Annotated in this window: 22 protein-coding genes; 17 read left to right on the top strand and 5 right to left on the bottom strand. The window is 63.9% G+C overall.

Translation table 11 applies throughout. The annotated features are described in order from the left end of the window. Positions 1 to 42: 42 nt before the first annotated feature. From mutM to HCO70_RS15240, 6 genes are all read left to right on the top strand, one after another. Positions 43 to 894 carry a bifunctional DNA-formamidopyrimidine glycosylase/DNA-(apurinic or apyrimidinic site) lyase gene (gene mutM / locus HCO70_RS15265; protein ID WP_172297692.1) on the top strand — a complete coding sequence of 284 codons (852 nt, stop codon included), beginning with the start codon at positions 43 to 45 and terminating at the stop codon, positions 892 to 894. A gap of 63 nt (positions 895 to 957) precedes the next feature. Beyond that, positions 958 to 1,734, top strand: coding sequence for an enoyl-CoA hydratase (locus HCO70_RS15260; RefSeq protein WP_172298255.1), 777 nt, complete (start codon positions 958 to 960; stop codon positions 1,732 to 1,734). Positions 1,735 to 1,749: 15 nt separating this feature from the next. After that, positions 1,750 to 2,028, top strand: coding sequence for a putative quinol monooxygenase (locus HCO70_RS15255; protein ID WP_172297690.1), 279 nt, complete (start codon positions 1,750 to 1,752; stop codon positions 2,026 to 2,028). Between the two features lie 167 nt (positions 2,029 to 2,195). Continuing rightward, positions 2,196 to 2,459: a 30S ribosomal protein S20 gene (gene rpsT / locus HCO70_RS15250; protein ID WP_172297688.1), complete on the top strand. Its 264-nt coding sequence runs from the start codon at positions 2,196 to 2,198 to the stop codon at positions 2,457 to 2,459. Between the two features lie 757 nt (positions 2,460 to 3,216). Further along, a complete protein-coding gene (gene dnaA / locus HCO70_RS15245; protein WP_172297687.1) occupies positions 3,217 to 4,578 on the top strand; it encodes a chromosomal replication initiator protein DnaA in 1,362 nt (453 codons plus the stop codon). Positions 4,579 to 4,708: 130 nt separating this feature from the next. After that, positions 4,709 to 4,999 (top strand): hypothetical protein, encoded by a 291-nt coding sequence (locus tag HCO70_RS15240; RefSeq protein ID WP_172297685.1) that lies wholly within the window; start codon positions 4,709 to 4,711, stop codon positions 4,997 to 4,999. Between the two features lie 4 nt (positions 5,000 to 5,003). Here the strand turns inward: HCO70_RS15240 and HCO70_RS15235 are convergent, their stop codons facing one another. Further along, positions 5,004 to 5,879 carry a phytanoyl-CoA dioxygenase family protein gene (locus HCO70_RS15235; protein WP_172297683.1) on the bottom strand — a complete coding sequence of 292 codons (876 nt, stop codon included), beginning with the start codon at positions 5,877 to 5,879 and terminating at the stop codon, positions 5,004 to 5,006. 201 nt (positions 5,880 to 6,080) lie between these two features. Between HCO70_RS15235 and dnaN the strand changes: the two genes are divergently transcribed. Genes dnaN through HCO70_RS15215 form a run of 4 tightly spaced genes read left to right on the top strand, consistent with a single transcriptional unit; the run spans position 6,081 to position 9,502 of the window. Then, entirely contained in the window at positions 6,081 to 7,199 is a 1,119-nt protein-coding gene (dnaN, locus tag HCO70_RS15230) for a DNA polymerase III subunit beta (RefSeq protein ID WP_172297682.1), read from the top strand. Between the two features lie 58 nt (positions 7,200 to 7,257). Then, a complete protein-coding gene (gene recF / locus HCO70_RS15225) occupies positions 7,258 to 8,361 on the top strand; it encodes a DNA replication/repair protein RecF (protein ID WP_172297680.1) in 1,104 nt (367 codons plus the stop codon). Further along, positions 8,358 to 8,885: a DUF1697 domain-containing protein gene (locus HCO70_RS15220; RefSeq protein ID WP_172297678.1), complete on the top strand. Its 528-nt coding sequence runs from the start codon at positions 8,358 to 8,360 to the stop codon at positions 8,883 to 8,885. The genes recF and HCO70_RS15220 overlap by 4 nt, the downstream gene beginning before the upstream one ends. After that, positions 8,882 to 9,502, top strand: coding sequence for a LysE family translocator (locus HCO70_RS15215; RefSeq protein ID WP_172297676.1), 621 nt, complete (start codon positions 8,882 to 8,884; stop codon positions 9,500 to 9,502). The genes HCO70_RS15220 and HCO70_RS15215 overlap by 4 nt, the downstream gene beginning before the upstream one ends. On the opposite strand, the gene HCO70_RS15210 is transcribed toward HCO70_RS15215, so the two are convergent. Next, positions 9,495 to 9,818, bottom strand: coding sequence for a monooxygenase (locus HCO70_RS15210; RefSeq protein WP_172297675.1), 324 nt, complete (start codon positions 9,816 to 9,818; stop codon positions 9,495 to 9,497). The genes HCO70_RS15215 and HCO70_RS15210 overlap by 8 nt on opposite strands. 154 nt (positions 9,819 to 9,972) lie before the next feature. Here HCO70_RS15210 and gyrB point away from each other — a divergent pair, with 154 nt between their 5' ends. The 4 genes from gyrB to HCO70_RS15190 all read left to right on the top strand — a co-directional run bounded on the left by gyrB (position 9,973) and on the right by HCO70_RS15190 (position 15,426). Further along, positions 9,973 to 12,390: a DNA topoisomerase (ATP-hydrolyzing) subunit B gene (gyrB, locus tag HCO70_RS15205; RefSeq protein ID WP_172297673.1), complete on the top strand. Its 2,418-nt coding sequence runs from the start codon at positions 9,973 to 9,975 to the stop codon at positions 12,388 to 12,390. A gap of 68 nt (positions 12,391 to 12,458) precedes the next feature. After that, positions 12,459 to 13,487 (top strand): pyridoxal-phosphate dependent enzyme, encoded by a 1,029-nt coding sequence (locus tag HCO70_RS15200; protein ID WP_172297671.1) that lies wholly within the window; start codon positions 12,459 to 12,461, stop codon positions 13,485 to 13,487. Further along, entirely contained in the window at positions 13,484 to 14,641 is a 1,158-nt protein-coding gene (locus HCO70_RS15195; protein WP_172297669.1) for a M24 family metallopeptidase, read from the top strand. The genes HCO70_RS15200 and HCO70_RS15195 overlap by 4 nt, the downstream gene beginning before the upstream one ends. Then, positions 14,638 to 15,426 (top strand): Asp/Glu racemase, encoded by a 789-nt coding sequence (locus HCO70_RS15190; RefSeq protein ID WP_172297668.1) that lies wholly within the window; start codon positions 14,638 to 14,640, stop codon positions 15,424 to 15,426. The genes HCO70_RS15195 and HCO70_RS15190 overlap by 4 nt, the downstream gene beginning before the upstream one ends. Here HCO70_RS15190 and HCO70_RS15185 read toward each other — a convergent pair. The 3 genes from HCO70_RS15185 to HCO70_RS15175 all read right to left on the bottom strand — a co-directional run bounded on the left by HCO70_RS15185 (position 15,375) and on the right by HCO70_RS15175 (position 18,716). Next, positions 15,375 to 16,157, bottom strand: a complete 783-nt coding sequence (locus HCO70_RS15185; protein ID WP_172297666.1) for an aminoglycoside phosphotransferase family protein — start codon at positions 16,155 to 16,157, stop codon at positions 15,375 to 15,377. The two genes, HCO70_RS15190 and HCO70_RS15185, sit on opposite strands and share 52 nt — an antisense overlap. A 207-nt stretch (positions 16,158 to 16,364) precedes the next feature. Continuing rightward, positions 16,365 to 17,045 carry a flagellar hook capping FlgD N-terminal domain-containing protein gene (locus HCO70_RS15180; RefSeq protein WP_172297664.1) on the bottom strand — a complete coding sequence of 227 codons (681 nt, stop codon included), beginning with the start codon at positions 17,043 to 17,045 and terminating at the stop codon, positions 16,365 to 16,367. Between the two features lie 21 nt (positions 17,046 to 17,066). Beyond that, positions 17,067 to 18,716 (bottom strand): flagellar hook-length control protein FliK, encoded by a 1,650-nt coding sequence (locus HCO70_RS15175; protein WP_172297663.1) that lies wholly within the window; start codon positions 18,714 to 18,716, stop codon positions 17,067 to 17,069. 119 nt (positions 18,717 to 18,835) lie between these two features. On the opposite strand from HCO70_RS15175, the gene HCO70_RS15170 reads away from it, so the two are divergent. The 3 genes from HCO70_RS15170 (at position 18,836) to HCO70_RS15160 (ending at position 21,286) form a co-directional block, all read left to right on the top strand. Further along, entirely contained in the window at positions 18,836 to 19,126 is a 291-nt protein-coding gene (locus HCO70_RS15170) for a rod-binding protein (RefSeq protein WP_172297661.1), read from the top strand. Further along, complete coding sequence (locus HCO70_RS15165; protein WP_172297659.1) at positions 19,113 to 19,466, top strand: hypothetical protein; 354 nt, start codon at positions 19,113 to 19,115, stop codon at positions 19,464 to 19,466. The genes HCO70_RS15170 and HCO70_RS15165 overlap by 14 nt, the downstream gene beginning before the upstream one ends. A 251-nt stretch (positions 19,467 to 19,717) precedes the next feature. Next, the gene (locus HCO70_RS15160) at positions 19,718 to 21,286 is read left to right on the top strand and encodes a flagellin (protein ID WP_172297657.1); all 1,569 of its coding nucleotides are present in this window, start codon (positions 19,718 to 19,720) and stop codon (positions 21,284 to 21,286) included. Positions 21,287 to 21,288 lie beyond the last annotated feature (2 nt).

Below are 21,288 nucleotides of genomic sequence, written 5' to 3'. Positions count from 1 at the left end.
GTTGCGGGTCGAGACAATGCGTCGTCCCGTCTTGGAGGGGTGATGCCGGAACTGCCAGAGGTCGAAACCGTGCGTCGCGGGCTGCTGCCGGCGATGGAAGGCCATGCCATCGACGTTGCCGAGGTGCGGCGGCCGGACCTGCGCTGGCCGTTTCCGGAGCGCATGGCGGAACGGCTGGCTGGGCAGACCGTGACGCGGCTGGGACGCCGGTCGAAGTACCTGCTGGCGGACCTTTCCTCGGGCGAGACGCTGATCGTGCATCTGGGTATGTCGGGGCGGATGCTGATCTCCGGCGACATGCCGGGCGGGTTCCATCACCCGCATGCGGCGCCGGAGAAGCATGACCATGTCGTGCTGCAGATGTCGTCCGGCGCGCGGATCACGTTCAACGATGCGCGACGCTTCGGGGCAATGGACCTGTGGCCGACGGAGCGTATCGGCGAGCACTGGCTGCTGAAGGATCTGGGGCCCGAGCCGCTGGGCAACGCGTTTCACGAGGACTATCTCGTCGGCCGGCTGAAGGGGCGGAACACTCCGATCAAATCCGCGCTGCTGGATCAGCGAGTCGTCGCCGGATTGGGCAATATCTACGTTTGCGAGGCGCTTTTTCGGGCAGGTATTACGCCACGTCGCCGGGCCGGACAGGTTTCTGAGCAACGGGTGCGGGCGCTTGTGCCGGTAGTCCGTGAGGTGCTGGAGGATGCCATTGCTGCGGGCGGTTCCTCGCTGCGCGACTATCGCCAAGCCCATGGGGAGCTTGGATATTTTCAGCACACGTTCCGGGTCTACGACCGCGAAGGGCAGCCGTGCACGACGCCAGACTGCCCGGGCACCATTGCCCGCATCGTGCAGTCCGGGCGGTCCAGCTTCTTTTGTCCTAATTGCCAGAGATGACTTGAACCCCAACCGAAGGGTGCTATGGACTCGCCAGACGGGGAACAGCCAAAAGGCAAACACATGGCCTTCAAGACGATCATCGTCGAGATCGAAGACCACGTCTCACTCATCAAGCTCAACAGACCGGACGCGCTCAATGCGCTGAATTCCGAACTCCTCCGGGAACTGGCCACCGCCGTTGCCGAGGCCGAAGCGAATGAGAAGGTGCGGGTCATTGTCATCACCGGTTCGGAGAAGGCATTCGCCGCCGGTGCCGACATCGCCGAGATGTCCGAAAAGAGTTTTGTCGACGTGTTCATGGACGACATGTTCACGGACGATATCGGGGTGCTGCAGCGGACGCGCAAGCCGATCATCGCCGCGGTCGCGGGGTACGCGCTGGGCGGCGGTTGCGAACTGGCGATGGTCTGCGACTTCATCATCGCCGCCGACACCGCCAAGTTCGGCCAGCCCGAGATCAACCTGGGTGTCATAGCCGGGATCGGTGGGACGCAGCGGCTGACCAAGTTCATCGGCAAGTCCAAGGCGATGGACATGCACCTGACCGGGCGCTTCATGGACGCGGAGGAGGCCGAACGTTCGGGCCTTGTCAGCCGCGTGGTGCCCGCGAAGAAGCTGATGGAAGAGACCATGAGCGCCGCGAACAAGATCGCGGAGAAGTCGGCGATCACGACGCGGGCGGTGAAGGAAGCGGTGAACCGCGCCTACGAGACGCCGCTGGCCGAGGGGCTGCTGTTCGAGCGCCGGCTGTTCCATTCTCTGTTCGCGACAGAGGACCAGAAGGAGGGCATGTCCGCCTTCCTCGACAAGCGCGAGGCGCAGTTCCGCGACAAGTAGGAAAGGTCTGGCACCATGTTCGGGATGATCGGAAAGATCACGGCCCAGCCGGGTCAGGGCAGGGTGCTGGCCGAACTGATGCGGAGCGCGACCGGGGACATGCCGGGGTGCCGTAGCTACGTCATCGCGCTGGACGCAGACAATGCGGACGTGCTGTGGGTCACCGAAACCTGGGACAGTGCCGAGGCTCATAAGGTTTCGCTGGAGCTAACGGAGGTGCGCGCGACCATCGGCGCCGCGCGGCCGCTGATCGCCGGGTTCGAGACCGTCGCGCGGACAGAACCGCTGGGCTGACGCGCCGGTAAAGATTCCCGCTTCACAATCCCGCAGATCTCGCCTATACGGCCCGCTTGAACATGCGCGTGAGGCCCGCTTTGGCCGGAACAGCCGGTAGTCTGAAACCCGGCCGGGGCACTTGCTGCGCTAATCGAATGCAATGAACCCGGAGTTGGGAAACAGACATGGCGAATTCGCCCCAGGCCAAGAAACGCGCGCGTCAGAACGTCCGCCGCTACGACATCAACAAGGCGCGCCGCTCGCGCATCCGCACCTACCTGCGCAAGGTCGAGGAGGCGATTGCCTCTGGCGACAAGGACGCGGCCTCCACCGCCCTGCGCAACGCACAGCCCGAAATCATGCGCGGCGTCTCCAAGGGCGTACTGCACAAGAATACTGCCGCGCGGAAAGTCTCGCGGCTCAACGCACGGGTGAAAGCGCTGGGCTGAGTCAGGCGCTGGTAGTGATCATTTCCGACTAATCGGCGGCCCCATTCTCGCGAGTCGCGAGGGGCCGCCGGACAATTCTACCTGCGATTTTGTCGCAATTTCAGCAACAAACGCGACCGACTCACCGACAAATCGAACCAAGCCGCATCCGCTCTTCCCGGCGTGGTTGCTTAACAGCTGTGGTTTTTCGGTATCGCTGCCTGGCAGACCATCAAGGGTTTACAGGGTTCGGTGCAAGAAACCTCTGCTCTGGTGCGCAAAGCACGTTGATCATCCGGCGGACCCCTTGCTAGCTTGGCCCTGCGATTCACGTTGTGACACTTGGGGGGACAGGTAGCCGAAGTAAGGTGCGACAATCACAGGTAGAAAGTGAATATGTCGTGATCGAGTGACGGGCGAGCACGAACATTTGTTGAGTGGACCGGAAACCGAGGGCGCTGCCAAATAGCCGCGAACCGGGACACGAGACAGGGTAGCGAGCAGGACGCACGATAGCTTAGGCTTTTTGTCTCAATTGATACGGGGACCTGCAGTTTTGCGGGAATCGGCTGTTTCAGCCGTTTCGAACCCGACTGCCCGGCGCCGCCGGACGGGACGTTCTCAGGAGCAATCCGGGGCTGCCACCCGGCTTTTCTCCTATGAGCACGGCGGCAACAGCGCGAGCGCGACGAAGCAGTCGGGTACAGTCCGTTTTGGGCGGCCCGGACCGGATTAATTCCGGGTGGGACAACGATAACTTTTGCGGGTCATGGAACAAATGAACGATGCGACATGGGGGAAAGTCAGGCATGAACTCGAAGGCGTGGTGGGGAAGAACCATTTCCAGAGCTGGATCGAACCTCTGGATTTCGCGGGCGTAAAGGATGGCGCCGCGGTCTTTCACGTACCGACCAACTTCATCGGCGACTGGGTGTCGCGTCACTACAAGGATCTGATCCTGTCGCACCTGCAGTCCGCCGGTTTGCCGGCGGCGCGCGTGCAGTTCACCCTGCCGCCGCAGGCGCAGCCTAGGCCGGCGCCGCTGACCAAGCCGGCCGCGAAGGCCACGACGGCCGCCACCACATCGGATGACGGCGACCTGCCGGGCGCTCCGCTAGACCCGCGCTTTACCTTCGACCGGTTCGTCGTGGGCAAGCCGAATGAGCTGGCCCATGCCGCCGCGCGTCGTGTCGCGGAGGGTGGCGAGGTAACGTTCAACCCGCTGTTCCTGTACGGCGGCGTCGGTCTTGGCAAAACCCATCTGATGCATGCGATCGCACATGAGCTGATCAACCGTGAGGACGGGCTGAAGATCGTGTACCTGTCCGCGGAGCAGTTCATGTACCGCTTCGTGCAGGCCCTGCGCGAAAAGCAGATGATGGACTTCAAGCAGCTGTTCCGTTCCGTCGACGTGCTGATGGTCGACGACGTGCAGTTCATCGCAGGCAAGGATTCGACACAGGAAGAGTTCTTCCACACGTTCAACGCACTGGTGGATCAGAACAAGCAGATCATCATTTCCGCCGACCGTGCTCCGGGCGAGATCAAGGACATGGAAGACCGCATCACCTCCCGACTGCAATGCGGGCTGGTGGTCGACCTGCACCCGACCGATTACGAACTCCGCCTCGGCATCCTGCAACAGAAGGTCGAACAGCAGCGCATGCAGTATCCCGGCCTCGTCATCGCCGACGGCGTCCTGGAATTCCTCGCCATGCGCATCTCGACCAACGTGCGCGTGCTGGAAGGTGCCCTCATGCGGCTTTTTGCGTTTGCGACCTTGGTCGGCAAGGAAATCACCCTCGACCTGACGCAGGACTGTCTCGCCGACATCCTGCGCGCCTCGGACCGCAAGATCACCATCGAGGAGATCCAGCGCCGGGTCAGCGAGCATTACAACATCCGCCTCAGCGACCTGATCGGCCCGCGCCGCCTGCGTGCGCTCGCCCGGCCCCGTCAGGTCGCGATGTACCTGTCGAAGCAGCTGACCTCGCGCAGCCTGCCCGAAATCGGGCGCCGCTTCGGCGGCCGCGACCACACGACGATCATGCACGGCGTGCGCAAGATCGAGGAGCTGATGGCGCAGGACAGCCAGTTGGCCGATGACATCGAACTGTTGCGGCGCGCGTTGGAAGCCTGATCCGTGACCTGTTTCGATAAGCGCCCCGGCGGTCAACCGCCGGGGCGCTTTGCATTTTCCGAGGGAATTGCCCGAGAGAAACTGCGTTGCTACCAACATTTCTGTCGAGTTGTTGCGGAGCGTTTCTGTTATGAGTGACGACAAGATCGAGGTGGAGAACGTCAACCAGCCGGGCAAGACCGTCCGTGTCGACCGGGCGAAGTACGAGGCGATGTACAGGGCGCTGATGGCCGTGGTGCCCACTGACCCGCCCGGCATTTCGGTCGCCGACGCAAAGGCTGCCCTGCTGCCGCATCTGGACGAAACCCTTTTTCCCGGCGGCGCCACAGCGGGCTGGTGGCTGAAGGCAGTGCATCTGGACCTTGAGGCGAAGGGCGTCCTGAAACGGTCGGAGAAACCGGTGCGGCTTTACCGCGCCTGATCCGTCAAGCGTACCACTTCTGGTTCACGTAATGCGGCTCGGGCCGTTCATAGAGCTTCTCGTACTTGCAGAGTGACGGGGCGTCGCCCAGCGGAATGCTCTGGCCGCCGCGGAATGCCCATTCACCGCGATCCGAACTGTCGGCACGCACGTAGCTTGAGATCAGGAAGGCGCGGTCGTGGTCCGAGGTGTTCGGGAGGGAGCCATGCACCGTCATCAGGCCCCAGAGTGCGAGGTCGCCCGGTTCCATTTCCAGCCATACGATACTGTCGGGGTCGATGCCTTTGGCGCGCAGTTCGTCCTCTGCTGTAAGGCCCTTCATGATCTGGCCGTCGCCCTCGTCCGAGAGGCCGACATAGCCGAGCTTCTGCGAGCCCGGCACGACCTGGAGGCAACCGTTTTCGCGGGCGGACGGGTCGATGGCGAGGCCGGCGTTGATCGAGGAGGTCTCGATATCGCGGTATGCCTCCTTCACCTCGCGGAACCGCAGGTCCTGATGGAAACGGTAGCCGGTAAGCCCGGCCCCCGGCGGTTTCCAGTGGATCTGCTGTGTAACCTGGCGGATGTCGGGGCCGAGAATTGGCTCTAACACAAGGCGAAACGGCTCGGAGCGGCGCAGGCGTTCGAAGTAGTCCGACACCCAGGCCATCCAGTATGCCTGGATCACGTAGCGACGGCCGAAATCCTCTTCCGGCAGGATCTCGTAGCATAGGTTGCCGTGCCGCCAGGTCGACGGATGCTGCATCCCGGCCTCGTAGATCCGCGCTGTTTCCGACTGAAGGTGTGCTACCTCTTCCGGGTCGATGAAGCCGCGCAGCAGCGCGTAGCCTTCCTCGCGATACTGTTCCGCGGCATCTCTCGCCTGTTGTTCGGTGATCATCGCGCGCCTCCCGTGACCGATCGGGTTCAGCCTGACGTGCGGCTTTCGGCGAGGCAATGCAAGTTTTGTGACATCGCTGCATCGCCCGCTGGCCCCCGCCCTTGACGCCCTTCGGTTTCCGGCGGAGAAAGCGTGAAAAGGCTTGAGCCGGCGGGGAATTCGAATACCTTGCTCCTCCCCGGCACCAATGGGAGCAACGGCATGAAGATCAGCATCGAGCGCGGCACGCTTCTGAAAGCGGTGGCTCAGGCGCAGTCGGTGGTCGAGCGTCGCAACACGATTCCGATCCTCGCGAATGTGCTGATCGAAGCCGAAGGCGATACCGTATCTTTCCGCGCAACGGACCTGGATATCGAGGTGGTAGACAAGGCCCCCGCACAGGTCGAGCGGGCCGGCGCAACCACGGTCAGCGCGGTGACCCTGCACGAAATCGTGCGCAAGCTGCCCGACGGCGCGCTGGTGCAACTGTCAGATGATGGCGCGTCGGGGCGTCTGGAAGTGTCGGCCGGGCGGTCGCATTTCACACTGGCCACGCTGCCGAAGGAAGATTTCCCGGTGATGGCGTCTTCGGAGTACCAGTCGAACTTTTCCGCGCCGGCCCCGGTGCTGCGGAGGCTGTTCGACAAGTCGAAATTCGCGATCTCCACCGAGGAGACGCGGTATTACCTGAACGGTGTCTACATGCATGTAGCCGAAAGCGACGGGAGCCAGGTGCTGCGCTGCGTCGCGACCGACGGCCACCGGCTGGCCCGGATCGACGCCGAGCTGCCGGCGGGGGCCGAGGACATGCCGGGCGTGATCGTGCCGCGCAAGACCGTTGGCGAGCTGCGTAAATTGCTGGACGACGACGAGGCGAAGATCGCGGTGTCGGTATCCGAGACCAAGGTCCGGTTCGCTACTCCGGAGATTACGCTGACCTCGAAGGTCATCGACGGCACCTTCCCGGATTACTCGCGGGTCATCCCGGCGGGGAATACCCGCAAGCTGGAGGTGGACGCGCAGGAGTTCGCGCAGGCGGTGGACCGGGTGGCGACGGTGTCGTCGGAACGGTCGCGCGCGGTGAAGCTGCAGCTGGCCGAGGATCAGCTGATCCTGTCGGTCAATGCGCCCGACAGTGGCGCCGCCGAGGAAGAGCTTGCGGTGGCCTATGGCGACGAAAAGCTGGAGATCGGGTTCAACGCGAAATACCTGCTGGAGATCGCCAGCCAGGTGGACCGCGAGAACGCGGTGTTCCTGTTCAACTCTGCCGGTGATCCGACGCTGATGCGCGAGGGCAACGACCTGAGCGCGGTCTATGTCGTCATGCCGATGCGCGTGTAATCCGGCTGCGCCGGATGCCTCCGGCGGGGATATTTATGGCCAGAAGAAGCTGGGGGTCATGCCCGGACTATTCCTGACGGAGCTGACCCTGTCGCATTTCCGCTCGCACCGCCGCGCGCGGTTGGAGCTGGACGCGCGCCCGGTCGCGATCCACGGACCGAACGGAGCGGGCAAAACCAACATCCTGGAAGCGGTATCGCTGTTCTCACCGGGGCGCGGGCTCCGCCGGGCCGCGGCGGAGGAGATGGCGCGGCAGCCGGAAGCTGTGGGCTGGAAGGTGTCGGGCGTGCTGCGGAGCCTGGCGCAGGTGCACGAGGTGGCGACTTGGTGGGAGCCCGACGCGGCGCGCGCGGTGACCATCGACGACAAGGCGGCCACGCAGGTGGCGCTGGGCCGGATCGCGCGGATGGTCTGGCTGGTGCCGTCGATGGACCGGCTGTGGATAGAGGGCGCGGACGGGCGGCGGCGGTTCCTGGACCGGATGGTGATGAGCTTCGAGCCGTCCCATGCCGATGCGTCGCTGGCCTATGACAAGGCGATGCGGGAGCGGAACCGCCTGTTGAAGGACCAGGTGCGGGATGCGCACTGGTACGCCGCGCTGGAGACGCAGATGGCCGAGGCCGGGGCCGCGGTGCAGGCCAACCGGCTCGCGGCGCTGGAGCGTCTTGCGGCGGCGCAGGAAGGGGCGGAGACGGCCTTTCCAGTGGCGGCGCTGGAACTGGGCGCGGCGGAGGAGAGCGAGACGCCGGAGACGGTAGAGGCGTTCGCGGCCGCCCTGGCGGCGGGGCGGCAGCGCGATCTTTACGCGGGGCGCACGCTAGTGGGGCCGCACCGGGCGGACCTGGAGGCGGCCTATGCCGCGAAGGGCGTGCCGGCGCGGCAATGCTCGACCGGCGAACAGAAGGCGCTGCTGATTTCGCTGATCCTGGCCAATGCGCGGGCGCTGGCGGAGGACTTCGGTGCGCCGCCGATCGTGCTGCTCGACGAGGTGTCGGCGCATCTGGACGCTGCGCGGCGTGCGGCCCTTTATGACGAGATCTGCGCGCTGGGCGCGCAGGCCTGGATGACCGGGACCGGGCCGGAACTGTTCGAAGAACTGGGCGCGCGGGCGCAATACCTGTCCGTCAGCGAAAGCGGCGGGTTGTCGGAGGTTGATGGATGAGCGTGACCGTGGCGCTGCTGCGCGGGATCAACGTGGGTGGTAAGAATTCGCTGCCGATGGCCGAGTGGCGCGCGATGCTGGAAGGGCTGGGGGCGGAAGAGGTCAAGACCTACATCCAGAGCGGCAATGCTGTGTTTCGGGGGGAGGTTGGCGCCGGCGCGATTTCCGACGCGATAGAGACGGAAAAAGGGTTCCGGCCGCATGTGCTGGTACTGCCGCTGAGTTCATATGAAGAGGTCCTCGACGCGTGCCCCTACGCAGAGCAGGGGGAGACGGATGGCAAGGCGGTGCATGTGTTCTTTGCCGACGGCAAGCCGAAGCAGCCGGACGCCGCGATACTGGCGCTGGCAACTGAGACAGAGGCAGTGGCGGTAGCCGGCAACACCGCCTTCCTTCTGGCGCCGGACGGTATCGGGCGATCGAAGCTGGCTGCGAAGCTGGAAAAGGCGCTGAGCGTGCCTGTGACGGCGCGGAACTGGAAAAGCGCGGTGGCGATCCGCGCGCTGGGGCGGGGCATCGCATGACTATCACCCCCTTCGATCTTGCGCTTTATGCCGGGGCTCTGTTCGTGCTGTTCCTGACGCCGGGGCCGGTCTGGCTGGCGCTGACCGCGCGGGCGCTGTCCGGCGGGTTCCATGCCGCCTGGCCGCTGGCCTTCGGCGTCGTGGTGGGCGATATCCTGTGGCCGCTTCTGGCGATCCTTGGGGTGACCTGGCTGGTTTCGGTTTTCTCCGGCTTCCTTCTGTTCCTGAAGGGCGTCGCGGTGGCGTTCTTTCTGTTCATGGGGATCATGTTGATCCGGCATGCGGACCGCACGATTTCCACCGACGGGCGGCTGACACGGCCCGGGGTCTGGGCCGGATTCATGGCCGGGGTTGCCGTTATCCTGGGCAACCCAAAGGCAATTCTGTTCTACATGGGCGTGCTGCCGGGGTTCTTTGATCTCGGCGCGCTGACCGCGCCGGATATCGTTGCGATCTGCATGATCTCGGCCTTGGTGCCGCTGATCGGGAACCTCTTCGTGGCGATGTCGGTGGGGCAGGTGCGGCGGTTGCTGTCGTCGCCAGAGGCACTGCGACGCACCAATATCATTGCAGGGTCACTGCTGATCGTGGTGGGGCTGATCATACCGTTCACATGACCGCCGGATACTCCTCGGTCTTCCCCATCTCATTGTCCACGATCAGGGGCATGTCGAAGCGGCGCACGCGCGGGTCGCTGCCGAAAGTTCGACGGATCGAGGCGCGCCAGGCTTCGTCATGCCATTGCTCCGCAGCGTCCGGATCCTTCCACTGATAGACCGCGCCGCCGGTGTGATTGTCGCCGTCGTAATAGAAGCTTTTCCGCACCAGTTCCGGCACCTTGCGCCACTTGTCGGCGACCGAATAGGCGGTCTGCAGCATCTCGTCCCGGGTCATGGTTTCCGGCAGGTCGAAGGTCACGATCTCGATCAGCATTGGCAGCCCCTCCCAAGGCATTTTCACACTCAAGACTTAACACTGTTCTTGCCCCTTGCGAATCCGGCCCGCAAACACCAAATATTGTGGGTTCCACGTGACATTCCCCCCACAAGCACCTATAAATGCTCCCAAAATAACAAGGGACATCCCTATGGCAGAAGCAGCCCGGCAGCCGGACGATTATGGCGCCGATTCGATTAAGGTTCTCAAAGGCTTAGAAGCTGTCCGCAAGCGCCCCGGTATGTATATCGGGGATACGGACGACGGCTCTGGCCTGCACCACATGGTCTACGAGGTCGTAGACAACGGCATCGACGAGGCTCTGGCCGGCCATGCGGACCGTGTGGTCGTCACGATCCACGCCGACAGTTCGGTTTCCGTGTTCGATAACGGACGCGGTATTCCTGTCGATATTCACGCCGAGGAAGGCGTTTCCGCGGCCGAGGTCATCATGACTCAGCTGCATGCCGGCGGTAAGTTCGACCAGAACTCCTACAAGGTGTCCGGCGGTCTGCACGGCGTCGGCGTATCGGTGGTGAACGCGCTGTCCGATTGGCTGGAGCTGACCATCTGGCGCAACGGCAAGGAACATAATGCCCGGTTCGAACGCGGCGAGACGGTCAAGCATCTGGAGGTCGTGGGCGAGGCGGAAGGCAAGAAGGGTACGGCCGTTCGTTTTCTTGCCTCGACGGACACGTTTTCCAACCTCGAGTACAGCTTCAAGACGCTGGAAAACCGCCTGCGAGAGCTGGCCTTCCTGAACTCTGGCGTGAAGATCATCCTGGAGGATGAGCGCCCGGCAGAGCCGCTGCGCGCCGAGATGTGTTACGAGGGCGGCGTCAAGGAATTCGTCCGCTACCTCGACCGGCACAAGCAGCCGCTGATCGACGAGCCGATCTTCGTCACCGGAGAGCGGGAGGGGATCACCGTCGAAGTCGCGATGTGGTGGAACGACAGCTACCACGAGACGGTGCTACCCTTTACCAACAACATCCCGCAGCGTGATGGGGGCACCCACCTGGCCGGGTTCCGCGGCGCGCTGACGCGGACGATCAACCTCTATGCCGGCTCTTCCGGCATCGCGAAGAAGGAAAAGGTCAACCTAAGCGGCGACGACGCGCGCGAGGGGCTGACCTGCGTCCTCTCCGTCAAGGTTCCCGACCCAAAGTTCTCGTCCCAGACCAAGGACAAGCTGGTCTCGTCCGAGGTTCGCCCGGCGGTCGAGAGCCTGATGAACGAAAAGCTGGCGGAATGGTTCGAAGAGAACCCGCAGCATGCGCGCATGATCGTCGGCAAGATCGTCGAGGCCGCACTTGCCCGCGAGGCCGCGCGCAAGGCGCGCGAGATGACGCGCAAGAAGTCCACGAACGACGTGTCCTTCCTTGCCGGCAAGCTCAAGGAATGCTCTGAACGCGACCCGGAAAAGCGGGAACTCTTCCTGGTGGAGGGTGACTCGGCCGGTGGCTCCGCCCAGACCGGGCGGGACCGGAAGACGCAGGCGATCCTGCCCCTGCGCGGCAAGATCCTGAACGTGGAACGCGCCCGCTTCGACCGGATGCTGTCGAGCCAGGAAATTGGCAACCTCGTCATGGCGCTGGGCACTGGTATCGGACGCGACGAGTTCGACATCGAGAAGCTGCGCTACCACAAGGTCGTCATCATGACGGACGCCGACGTGGACGGCGCGCATATCCGAACACTGCTGCTGACCTTCTTCTTCCGGCAGATGCCGGAACTGATCGAGGGCGGGTACCTCTACATCGCGCAGCCTCCGCTTTACAAAGTGTCGCGCGGCAAGTCCGAGGTCTACCTGAAGGATGTACCGGCGCTGGAGGACTACCTAATCCAGCAGGGGATCGAGGGCGCGGTGCTGCGGCTGAATACCGGCGAGGAAATCGCCGGGGCCGACCTGCACCGGGTGGTCGAGGCGGCGCGCAGCTTCAAGCGCGTGCTCGATGCCTTCCCGACGCATTATCCGCGCAACATCCTGGAGCAGGCGGCGATTGCCGGCGCCTTCGACCCGGGCCGCGCCGATGCGGACTTGCAGGCCGTGGCCGACAATGTCGCCCGGAGGCTAGATCTGGTGGCCGAAGAATACGAGCGCGGCTGGATGGGCCGGATCACACAGGATCACGGCATCCGCCTGTCACGCATCCTGCGCGGGGTGGAAGAGATCCGCACGCTGGACGGCGCGGTCCTGCGCTCGGGCGAGGCGCGTCGGCTGTCGGAGGTCTCCCGCGAGACCCGCGCTGTCTACACCCATCCTTCCGACCTTATCCGCCGCGACCGCGGGCAGAAGATCTATGGCCCCACCGGCTTGCTGGAGGCGATGCTGGAGGAAGGCGAACGCGGCCTGACCCTGCAGCGTTACAAGGGTTTGGGCGAGATGAACCCGGATCAGCTTTGGGAAACGACGCTGGATCCGGAGGCGCGAACGCTGCTGAAGGTCAAGATCGAGGACGTCGCCGAGGCGGACGATATCTTTACCAAGCTGATGGGGGACGTGGTCGAACCCCGCCGCGAATTCATCCAGCAGAACGCACTGAGCGTCGAAAACCTCGACTTCTGACGATCTGCCGGGCGGCCGTTGCGGCCGCCCGGATTGACGCCCGGCCCCCTGGCATGCAGCCATGGCGCATGCGCATCCTGTCCAATCCGTATCGCGGCACCGGCCTCGACATCCCCGTTCTCGCCGATGTTCCGTACCCGCTGACCGAGCCGGTCGGCATCCTCACCCGTCATCCCCGCTATGCCGAAACGCCGCTGGTTGAGTTGCCTGACCTCGCCCGGGCGGCGGGTGTCGGCCACCTGCACGTCAAGGACGAACGTGGCCGGATGGGTCTTGGCAGCTTCAAGGCGCTTGGGGCCGCCCATGTCATCGCCCGCGACGCCGAGGCTGGATTGGCCGAGGGGCGCACCTATGTCACGGCGAGCGCGGGCAACCACGGCATGTCGGTCGCCTTCGGCGCGGCGACCTACGGCGCGTGTGCGCGGGTTTATCTGGCCGAGACGGTTCCCGAGAGCTTTGCTGGCCGGTTGCGGGCCGAAGGGGCGGAGGTTGTCCGTGCCGGTGAGACCTATGAGGAGAGCATGGCGGCCGCTGCGCAGGCGGCGGATGCTGAAGGTCTTGCGCTTCTGTCCGACAGTTCCTGGCCCGGGTACACTGAACGTCCGTTGATCCTGATGGAGGGGTACCTGACCCTTATGGCGGAGGTTTTTGGCCAGATACCGGAGCCACCGACCCACATTTTCCTTCAGGCGGGTGTCGGTGGTCTGGCCGGGGCAGCCGCCGCCATCACGCGGGCGCATTGGGGCGACGGCCCGCGGATCGTTGTCGTCGAGCCTGAGGCGGCGCCGGCGCTGACGGCTTCCATCGAAGCTGGCAAGCCCGTGATCGCGCCTGGGCCGGTTTCGATCATGGGGCGGCTCGACTGCAAGGAACCGTCGCTGATTGCACTCAAAGGATTGGCGCGAGATGCCGACGAATTTGTCACTATTTCGGAAGAAGAGGCCGTTTTCGGATCGGCCCGAGCCGATGAAGCCGGGCTGGCGTCGACCCCGTCGGGCGTTGCGGGGATTGCAGCGGTTATGGTTGCCGCTGGTGGTCTTAGCCTTGGCCCAGACTCGCGGGTTCTGACGATGCTGACCGAGCAGGCGGAGCCGTGACGCCCCGTGGCTTCCCCGTTTCGGAGTTTCGCACGCGCACCGAGCATGCGCAGGCGGCCATGGAACAGGCCGGGTATGCGGCCCTGTTCCTGACGACCGAACCCGCCGTACGCTATTTCTCCGGCTTCCTTACGCGGTTCTGGGAAAGCCCGACGCGGCCGTGGTATCTGATCGTGCCCGCGACGGGGGACCCCGTGGCTGTCATCCCCTCCATTGGCCGCGCCCTGATGGCGGAGACGTGGATGGCCGACATCCGCACTTGGCGCGCGCCAGATTACCGGGACGACGGTGTTTCGCTGTTGGCAGACACGCTTGAGGAACTGGTTCCAGAGGGTGAGACAATTGCAGTTCCGTGCGAAATAGAGACTCATCTACGGATGCCGCTGGCCGATTGGCAGGCACTGCAAGCCCTGTTGCCGCGGCGGCAGTTCACCGGTGACGGCGGCCTGCTGCGCCGCCTGCGGCTGATCAAGTCGGAGGCGGAAATAGCCAAGATCAGAACGGCCTGCGGCATTGCCGACCGTGCCTTTGCGCGGGTTCCCGAGATTGCGCGCACTGGTACACCGCTTTCAGAGGTGTTCCGCCGGTTCCAGATGCTTTGTCTGGAAGAAGGCGCCGACTGGGTGCTTTATCTTGCTGGCGGCGCGGCGGAAGGCGGATACGCTGATGTCATTTCTCCGGCCAACGAACGGCCGCTGCAATCGGGCGATGTGCTGATGCTCGATACCGGCCTCATCCATGATGGGTACTTCTGCGACTTCGACCGAAATTACTCGCTAAATGCGCCGGTTGCGTCCCACGATGCGCATGCGATGCTGATCGACGCGATGCGTGCCGCCGTTGACATCGCCAGGCCTGGCAAGACAGCCGCGGACTTGTTCCATGCGATCGATCGCATCCTCACGGGCGGCGCCGGCGGGTCCGATGCGGGGCGGTATGGGCACGGTCTGGGCATGCAACTGACCGAGCCGCCGTCTCTGATACCCGAGGATGAGACAGAGCTGGCCCCTGGCATGGTGCTGACGCTGGAGCCGGGCATCGCGGTCGGCGGCGGCAGGGTCATCGTGCACGAGGAGAACATCGTGATCCGCGAGACCGGAGTCGAATGGCTTTCCACCCCATACGGACCGCGCATGACGGAGATCGGCACATGACAACTGCGCTGTCCTATCGCCTGACACCGGATCGCCCCAAGCAGATCGGGCTGGTGATCCTGCAGTCGGATGAGACGATCGAGCTGGATTTCCGTAAGTTAGTGCCTGACTCGGTGGAGTTGCTTGTGTCTCGTGTGCCGTCCGGCAACGATGTCACGCCAGAGACATTGGCGGAAATGGAACAGCATCTGGCGACGGCAGCCGCGCTGTTTCCGCGCACGGTTCGGTTCGACGCAGTGGCATATGGCTGCACCTCGGGAACGGCGCAGATCGGGCCCGGCGAGGTCGCCGCACAGATCCGGAATGGAACAGTGACAGCGGCGGTGACCGAGCCCGTCTCTGCCCTGATCGCCGCGTGCGGTGCGCTTGGGATCGGGCGCCTGGCGCTGATCTCTCCCTATGTGGCGCCGGTGTCCGACCGTATCCGTGCGGTGCTGGATCGGGCCGGCGTCGCCACGCCGGTCTTCGGCAGTTTCCTGGTGCCTGATGAGGCGCGGGTCGCGCGCATCGACGCGGTGTCGATCGTGGCGGCGGCAGAGAGTGTGGCGAAGGGGGCGGAAGTGGATGGTATCTTTCTGTCCTGCACCAATCTGCGGACGCTCGAAATTATCCCGGAGATCGAGGCGCGACTGGATCGGCCTGTGCTGTCGAGCAACCAGGTGCTGGCCTGGCATCTTCTGCATCTGGCGGGGGTGTCGGAGCGGGCATTAATGCCGGGGCGGCTGTTTGCAACTCATTCGCCGGTGGCGAGCCGGGACAGTTCCAACTCGGCGGCTTCTGCGTAGTCCGGATCGCCGCGCGCCGCTTTCCACAGGCAATGCGCTGCCATGCGCCAGTGGAAGAGAGGTGCAAGTTCGCGGTATCGTGCGGTTGCCGCGGCATCGCCGTATGCTTCTAGGAATTCCGTCTCTGCCTGCGGTTCGAGCGGCGCGCCGGCGTAGACGGACTGCATCGCCGGGGACAGGAACGTGGCGAGGTCCTCGGTGGCATCGCCTATCGCCGGGCATTGCCAGTCGATGAGGCAGATCGATTCGCCGTCGTAAAGGATGTTGGCGGGCACGGCGTCTCCGTGGACGAAAACCGGCAGGCCCATATCGGCGCGGGGGAGTGGCGGACGCGTGGCATGGAGCCGCGCGCGGTGCGGCGCTGACAAGTCGCTCGCGATCCGGTCACCGAGGAGCAGGATCGCTTCGGGTTGTCGCGGCAGTCGCCGCAGCCCATCGGGGGGGGCGATGCGGTGAAGGCGGCGCAATGTGCCTGCAACCGTGGAAAGTTTCGCAGTCAGAGGCGTGCCGTCGACATGGCCGTAGACAAGGCAATGCCCCTCGGCGGTGGAAATAACGCGTTCGAGGCACGGCGCCAGCCCGGTGCCCGCGAGTGCGCGCAGCGCACTGACCTCGGCATTGATGTCGTTAGGGAACATGGGCGACGCGGCCGTTGGATCGAATAGCTTGCAGACCAGGCCGCCAGCCTGCGGACCGAAACGCCAGAGTCGGTTCGTGCGCCCACCGGGCAAGGCGGCCCATGACCCGGCATCCGCAGGCAGCCCCGCGGCGCGGAGGGCGGAAATGACCGCTGGTGGCGGCTGGTCGTGATCAGGGTCGTGGAGTTCCAGGTCGCGCGGCCTCCCGCTCCGCCGCGGTAAGCTATCGCGGCGAAGGGCCGGGCGAAACCGGGGATGCCCGAACGTTTGTCGCGCCAGTGTGTTCCCGGACTATGACCTTCAGTTGGCCATGTCGGGTCCGGTGGGCCGCAGTGCGGTTATCGTCTCGACAAGGGCTTCCTCGCCGCCGTCCATGACCAGTACAGTCTCGCCGTCGACGAGTTTGGCTTCGGTCACCCGCGCATAAACGTCTGCGCGCTTGATGGCGTCGAGGCTGTCGCCGGTCCGGCTTTCGACCGAGAAGCTGTAAAGCCCTTCCTCCAGCATTCCGCCCGCTGTCGTCCCGTCCCAGACCAACGGGTCGTCGGTTACTGGTATATCCAGCCGCTGAACGACTGTGCCGTCGGCGGACTGCACCACCAGAACTGCCTTTTCCGACTCTGCCAGCGGCTCTGGTATGACAGTGACTGGGTCACCGTTGAAATAGGCAGAGACTGGCGCACGCGCTTCCTTGCCGATCCAGTCGGCATACCGCGCGATGCCTGACAAGCCCATTTCAGAGCTCAGTGTCTCCAGCAGCTGGTTTGTCCGGACCTGCTGTTCCACTCCGGCGAAGGTTGCGAGCTGTACTGCGAATTCCTCTGCCTTGATCGGGTTCAGCGGGTCCTGGTTCTCGATCTGCACGGTTAGCATGCGCAGGAAGGTCTCGAAATCAGAGGAGATGGTCGCTTTCGAGTCGGCGGCGCTGGCCGGCACCGCAGAGGGAGACGCGCCTGGGGCAGTTGCGGCGGCAAGTTCCATGTCGGTTCCTTTCGGTGAAGGTCAGATCCGGATGTCGACTCGGTCGGTGAGCCGGATTCGCAGCGGGTCGGGCGCGGGATCCTCGGCGTCCGACTGTGTGGCCAGGGCTGCATCGTGGTCGTCTGCCGGCTCTCGTCCATCGCGCTTCTCGCCACCGGAGAATTCGAAACTCACGTCGCGATAGCCGATGCTTCGAAATTCCTGCGCGAGCGTGTCGATATGGCGGCGCAGCAGGTCGGCGGTTTCGCCGCGCTCTATGGCGAGCGTGACCACCATAGTAGCGTCCCCGGCAGCGAGCGTCATGCGGACGCGACCAAGTTCCGCCGGCTCAAGCGTCAGTTCAACGGGGCGGTCGGGCATCTGGCGCGCAGCATCGGTGAGTTGCAGAGCCAGCTGGCGTGGAATGACCGTTTCCGCCCCAAACCTGGTGCCGGATGTGGTGGAGATGCGGCTGTCATTTTGCCCGGTGCCCGTGACCGGTTCGGAGGTATGGCGTACGGTATCGGCGTCCTCCAAGGGCAGGGCGGCGGGGCCGATGGGGGAGTGTTTGGAGAGAGTGGCGCTGGAAGCGGGCGCCGCGGTCAGCGTTGCTGCGTTTCCCTGCGCTGGTGGTGGTGCGGCGGAGATCGCTGGCGCCGCAAGGCCTTCGGGACCGGACGGCGCTTTCAGGGTTCGGGTTCGATCTGACTCCCCCGTGGTGCTGCCGTGTGCGGTGGCTGCAGGTACGGCTACTCCAGGAGGTGAAGACACTGCCGGGAAGTGGCGCGCCTGCGACTGAGTCTCTCGATCCTGCACTTGCGATGCCGGAGCGTTTTGCACTGGAAGGGTGTCATCTGGCGTAACTGGAGCGGCCGCAATGGTCGCAGCCGGTTTGTTAGGAGGGATCCTGTCTGATTGACTTGGGAGGGTTTTGGGGGCGGAGTTGCCAGTCATATTTGTTGTCGCCGAAACGGCCACTTTGCCCTCGCTGTCAGGCACTGCCCGGGCATATCCCGCTGCGCTTTGCTCAACGGCGAACTCCGCCCTGCTAGCGTGCAAGCTGCGCGCCGCTTGATCGTTTTTCGGATCTGCGATCGTGGTCGCATCAACAGATGCCGGGTTGGCCGGCAGAGTAAAGGGAAATGCTCCTTCCGCAGGAGCGACGCGCGGGAATAATCCGGCTGAATCCGGCGAGGTTGGTTCGCCGGCCGGGTCCGTGGGAGTTGTGCCGGTCGGTACGGCGGGGGTTACGCCTCTTATTATCTCAACCTCAGTTGAAATAATACTTCCGTCTGCCTTTTCCGAGGAATCTGCGTCGTCCGAGGTGCTATCCCGCTCTACGTCGGTCCCCACGGAGGAGTCGGTCCAGAGCGTTTCGACAAATTCGCCAGAGCTGTCATCGGGAATGCTGCGAAGATCGAGTGACTGGTCGAGCGTTAGAAAAATAGTTCCTGTGGTCGCAGACGCGGAAACGGCGAAGGGAGAACCCCCGTTCGGCATTGGGATCCGTTTCGCGGCGTCGAGGTCGAAGTTACTGCGCGTTCCTTCGCGGGCTTGGCCATGTGTCCGGCCGAGTACCGCGTGGAACGCTTCCGACTCCGGTTTCCGGTCAAGTTCCGCACTGGTCGCGCCGGTGCGTGTGGACGGCGCCGTTCCAGTGGGCTGGGCGTCGATTATCTGTGTTGGCTGCATGGTTCTTTCCCGGGCGTTCCCCTCGGATTGGGGGAAGATATGGCCGGGAATGATTACCGGTTCTTTACCAGTTCCGGTGCATAGACGGCAAAACTTCTTAGAATTGGAGGGATTGGTCCATGATCAGCATCGACACGCTCCGGCCGCTGCCGGTGAGCACGGACTTACCGGACAGGAACGCGCGCCTGCGCGAGGCGGCCGAGAAGCTGGAAGCGACCTTTCTGGCAGAGATGCTGAAAACGGCGGGCTTCGGCCAGTCGCGCGGGGCCTTTGGAGGCGGCGTGGGGGAGGAGCAGTTTTCGTCTTTCCTTGTTCAGGCGCAGGCGGATGAGATCGTGCGGGCCGGAGGTATCGGTCTGGCGGAATCGTTGTTCGAAGCGCTGAAGGAGCGCGGCGATGGCACTGTTTGATTTTCGTGAAGGGGCCGAAACCCTGGACGAGATCCTGGACCGGGAACGAGCGGCAATCCTGGAGGGTCAGTTCGACGTGATCGAACGCCTGACCCCCGCGAAGGAACGCGCGTTGGACCGGTTGAAACGGCGCCCGCCGGACGGAGTGGCGCTGGGTCAATTGCGCGGGAAGGTGGAGCGGAACGGGCGCCTGCTGGAGGCGATGCGGGCTGGGCTTGCCTCGGCGCAGGAGCGGCTGAAGGCGCTGCGCGAGCGGCCGTCAGCATTGAGGACATACGATGCGAAGGGGCGCCGGACATCGCTATGCGACACAGGTGGCGAGCCGCCGAAGCGCGCCTGAACCGGCCGGAGGCCGATACGTGCCAGACTGCAATTAATGATAAGTTGTAGTGAAAACGCACGAAGCTGACGCAGTTTCTTCACTCTCTTTTACCGATTTCCGGCGACGAATAGCGCCGCACCCGCACGGGTGGCGCGAGCACCAAAACTGGCCCGCAGCTGTCAGAAAGACATCGGAACCGCCCCGGAAAGTTCGGGGCGCAACTGGTACCGCGGTGCTGAAGGCGCCGTCTGATCGAAGGAAGACATCTAGTGTCGAGCATTCTTACCAACACCAGCGCCATGGTGGCGCTGCAAACCCTGCGTGGCATTAATTCCAAGTTGTCGATGACTCAAAACGAGATCTCGACCGGCAAGCAGATATCCAATGCCATGGACAGCGCCTCTATCTGGGCGATTTCCAAGGTGATGGAGTCAGACGTCAAGGGCTTCAAGGGCATCTCTGAAACCCTGTCCCTGGGTCAGTCGACCGTGGCTGTCGCGCGAAATGCGTCTGAAACGGTCACCGACCTTCTGACCGAAATCAAGGGCAAGATCGTCTCTGCTCAGGAAGAGAACGTCGACCGCGACAAGATCCAGACCGATATCGACGCCCTGCGCGGGCAGATCAGCTCGGTCGTTTCGGCTGCGCAGTTCAACGGGCTGAACCTGGTGCAGGGCACCGAGGACGTGAACATCCTCTCCTCACTCGACCGCGGCTCCGATGGCGGCGTGACCGCGGCCAACATTACAGTGACCCGGCAGGACCTATCGACCACGGCCGGTGTCTACGGAACTGGTTCGACGTTGGCCGGCAACGTGACCGCCGCGGACGGTGCCAACGCCCTGAACAGTGCGGCAGGCAACCAGTTCTCCAGCGCGGGCAACACCATGGTCATCCAGATGGCCGGGACCGCCGTCGCAGGCGAGCAATACAACCTGCAGATCGCGGGCATCACCGTGTCGCATACTTCGGTCACCGGTTCGCTGACCGCGGCCGACACCGCCGCGGCGCTGACTGCTGCCATCAATGCGGCAGGTATCGAGGATATTGTCGCTACGGTTTCGACTGCTGATATCACCATCACCTCGACGTCGAAATTCGACGAAGTCGAGGTCAATGCCTCGACAACAGGCACGCAGACTTTCGACCTCTATAACGGTGGTGCCGATGCGACAGGTGCGCTGGCAGTGGCTTCGGCCACCATCGCGGCGCGTGCATCGACCGTGGAGTTCTCGGACACTGCCGGTACGGCGAATACCGCCGGCGTCAGCGAGGGCGACGGCTATCGCGTCACCATCGGCTCGGCGAATTACGACTACATCGCCGGCAAGGGCGAGACTTTCGAGGATGTCGCAAAGGGCCTGAAACTGGTGATCGACGCCGCAGCGCTCGAAGACATCAGCACGAATGTCATCCAGGACGACACCACCGGGAACTGGTTCCTGCAGGTCGACAACGACGACGCCACCGACATCGCGTTTGCGGTGACCGGTGCCGCGGATGGCGAAGCCACCGGTGGCCTGAATGGCATCGACTCGATCGACGTCACCAGCAACGACGGTGCCGACGCGGCACTGGCCAATATCGAGACGCTGATCCAGAACTCGATCGACGCGGCCGCCTCCTTTGGCTCTGATCAGGGCCGGATCGATACCCAGTCGGAATTCGTGTCCAAGATGATGGACTCCCTGAAGACCGGAATCGGCGCACTGGTCGACGCCGACATGGAAGAGGCGTCGGCCCGGCTCCAGGCGTTGCAGGTGCAGCAGCAACTGGCGATCCAGTCGCTGTCGATCGCCAACCAGGCGCCGCAGTCGATCCTGTCACTGTTCCGCTAAGA

The sequence above is a fragment of the Pseudoruegeria sp. HB172150 genome, assembly GCF_013184805.1.
Lineage (GTDB): Bacteria > Pseudomonadota > Alphaproteobacteria > Rhodobacterales > Rhodobacteraceae > Psychromarinibacter.
The sequence above is the reverse complement of the archived record's forward strand: the minus strand, read 5'-3'. Positions and strand labels throughout refer to the sequence as shown.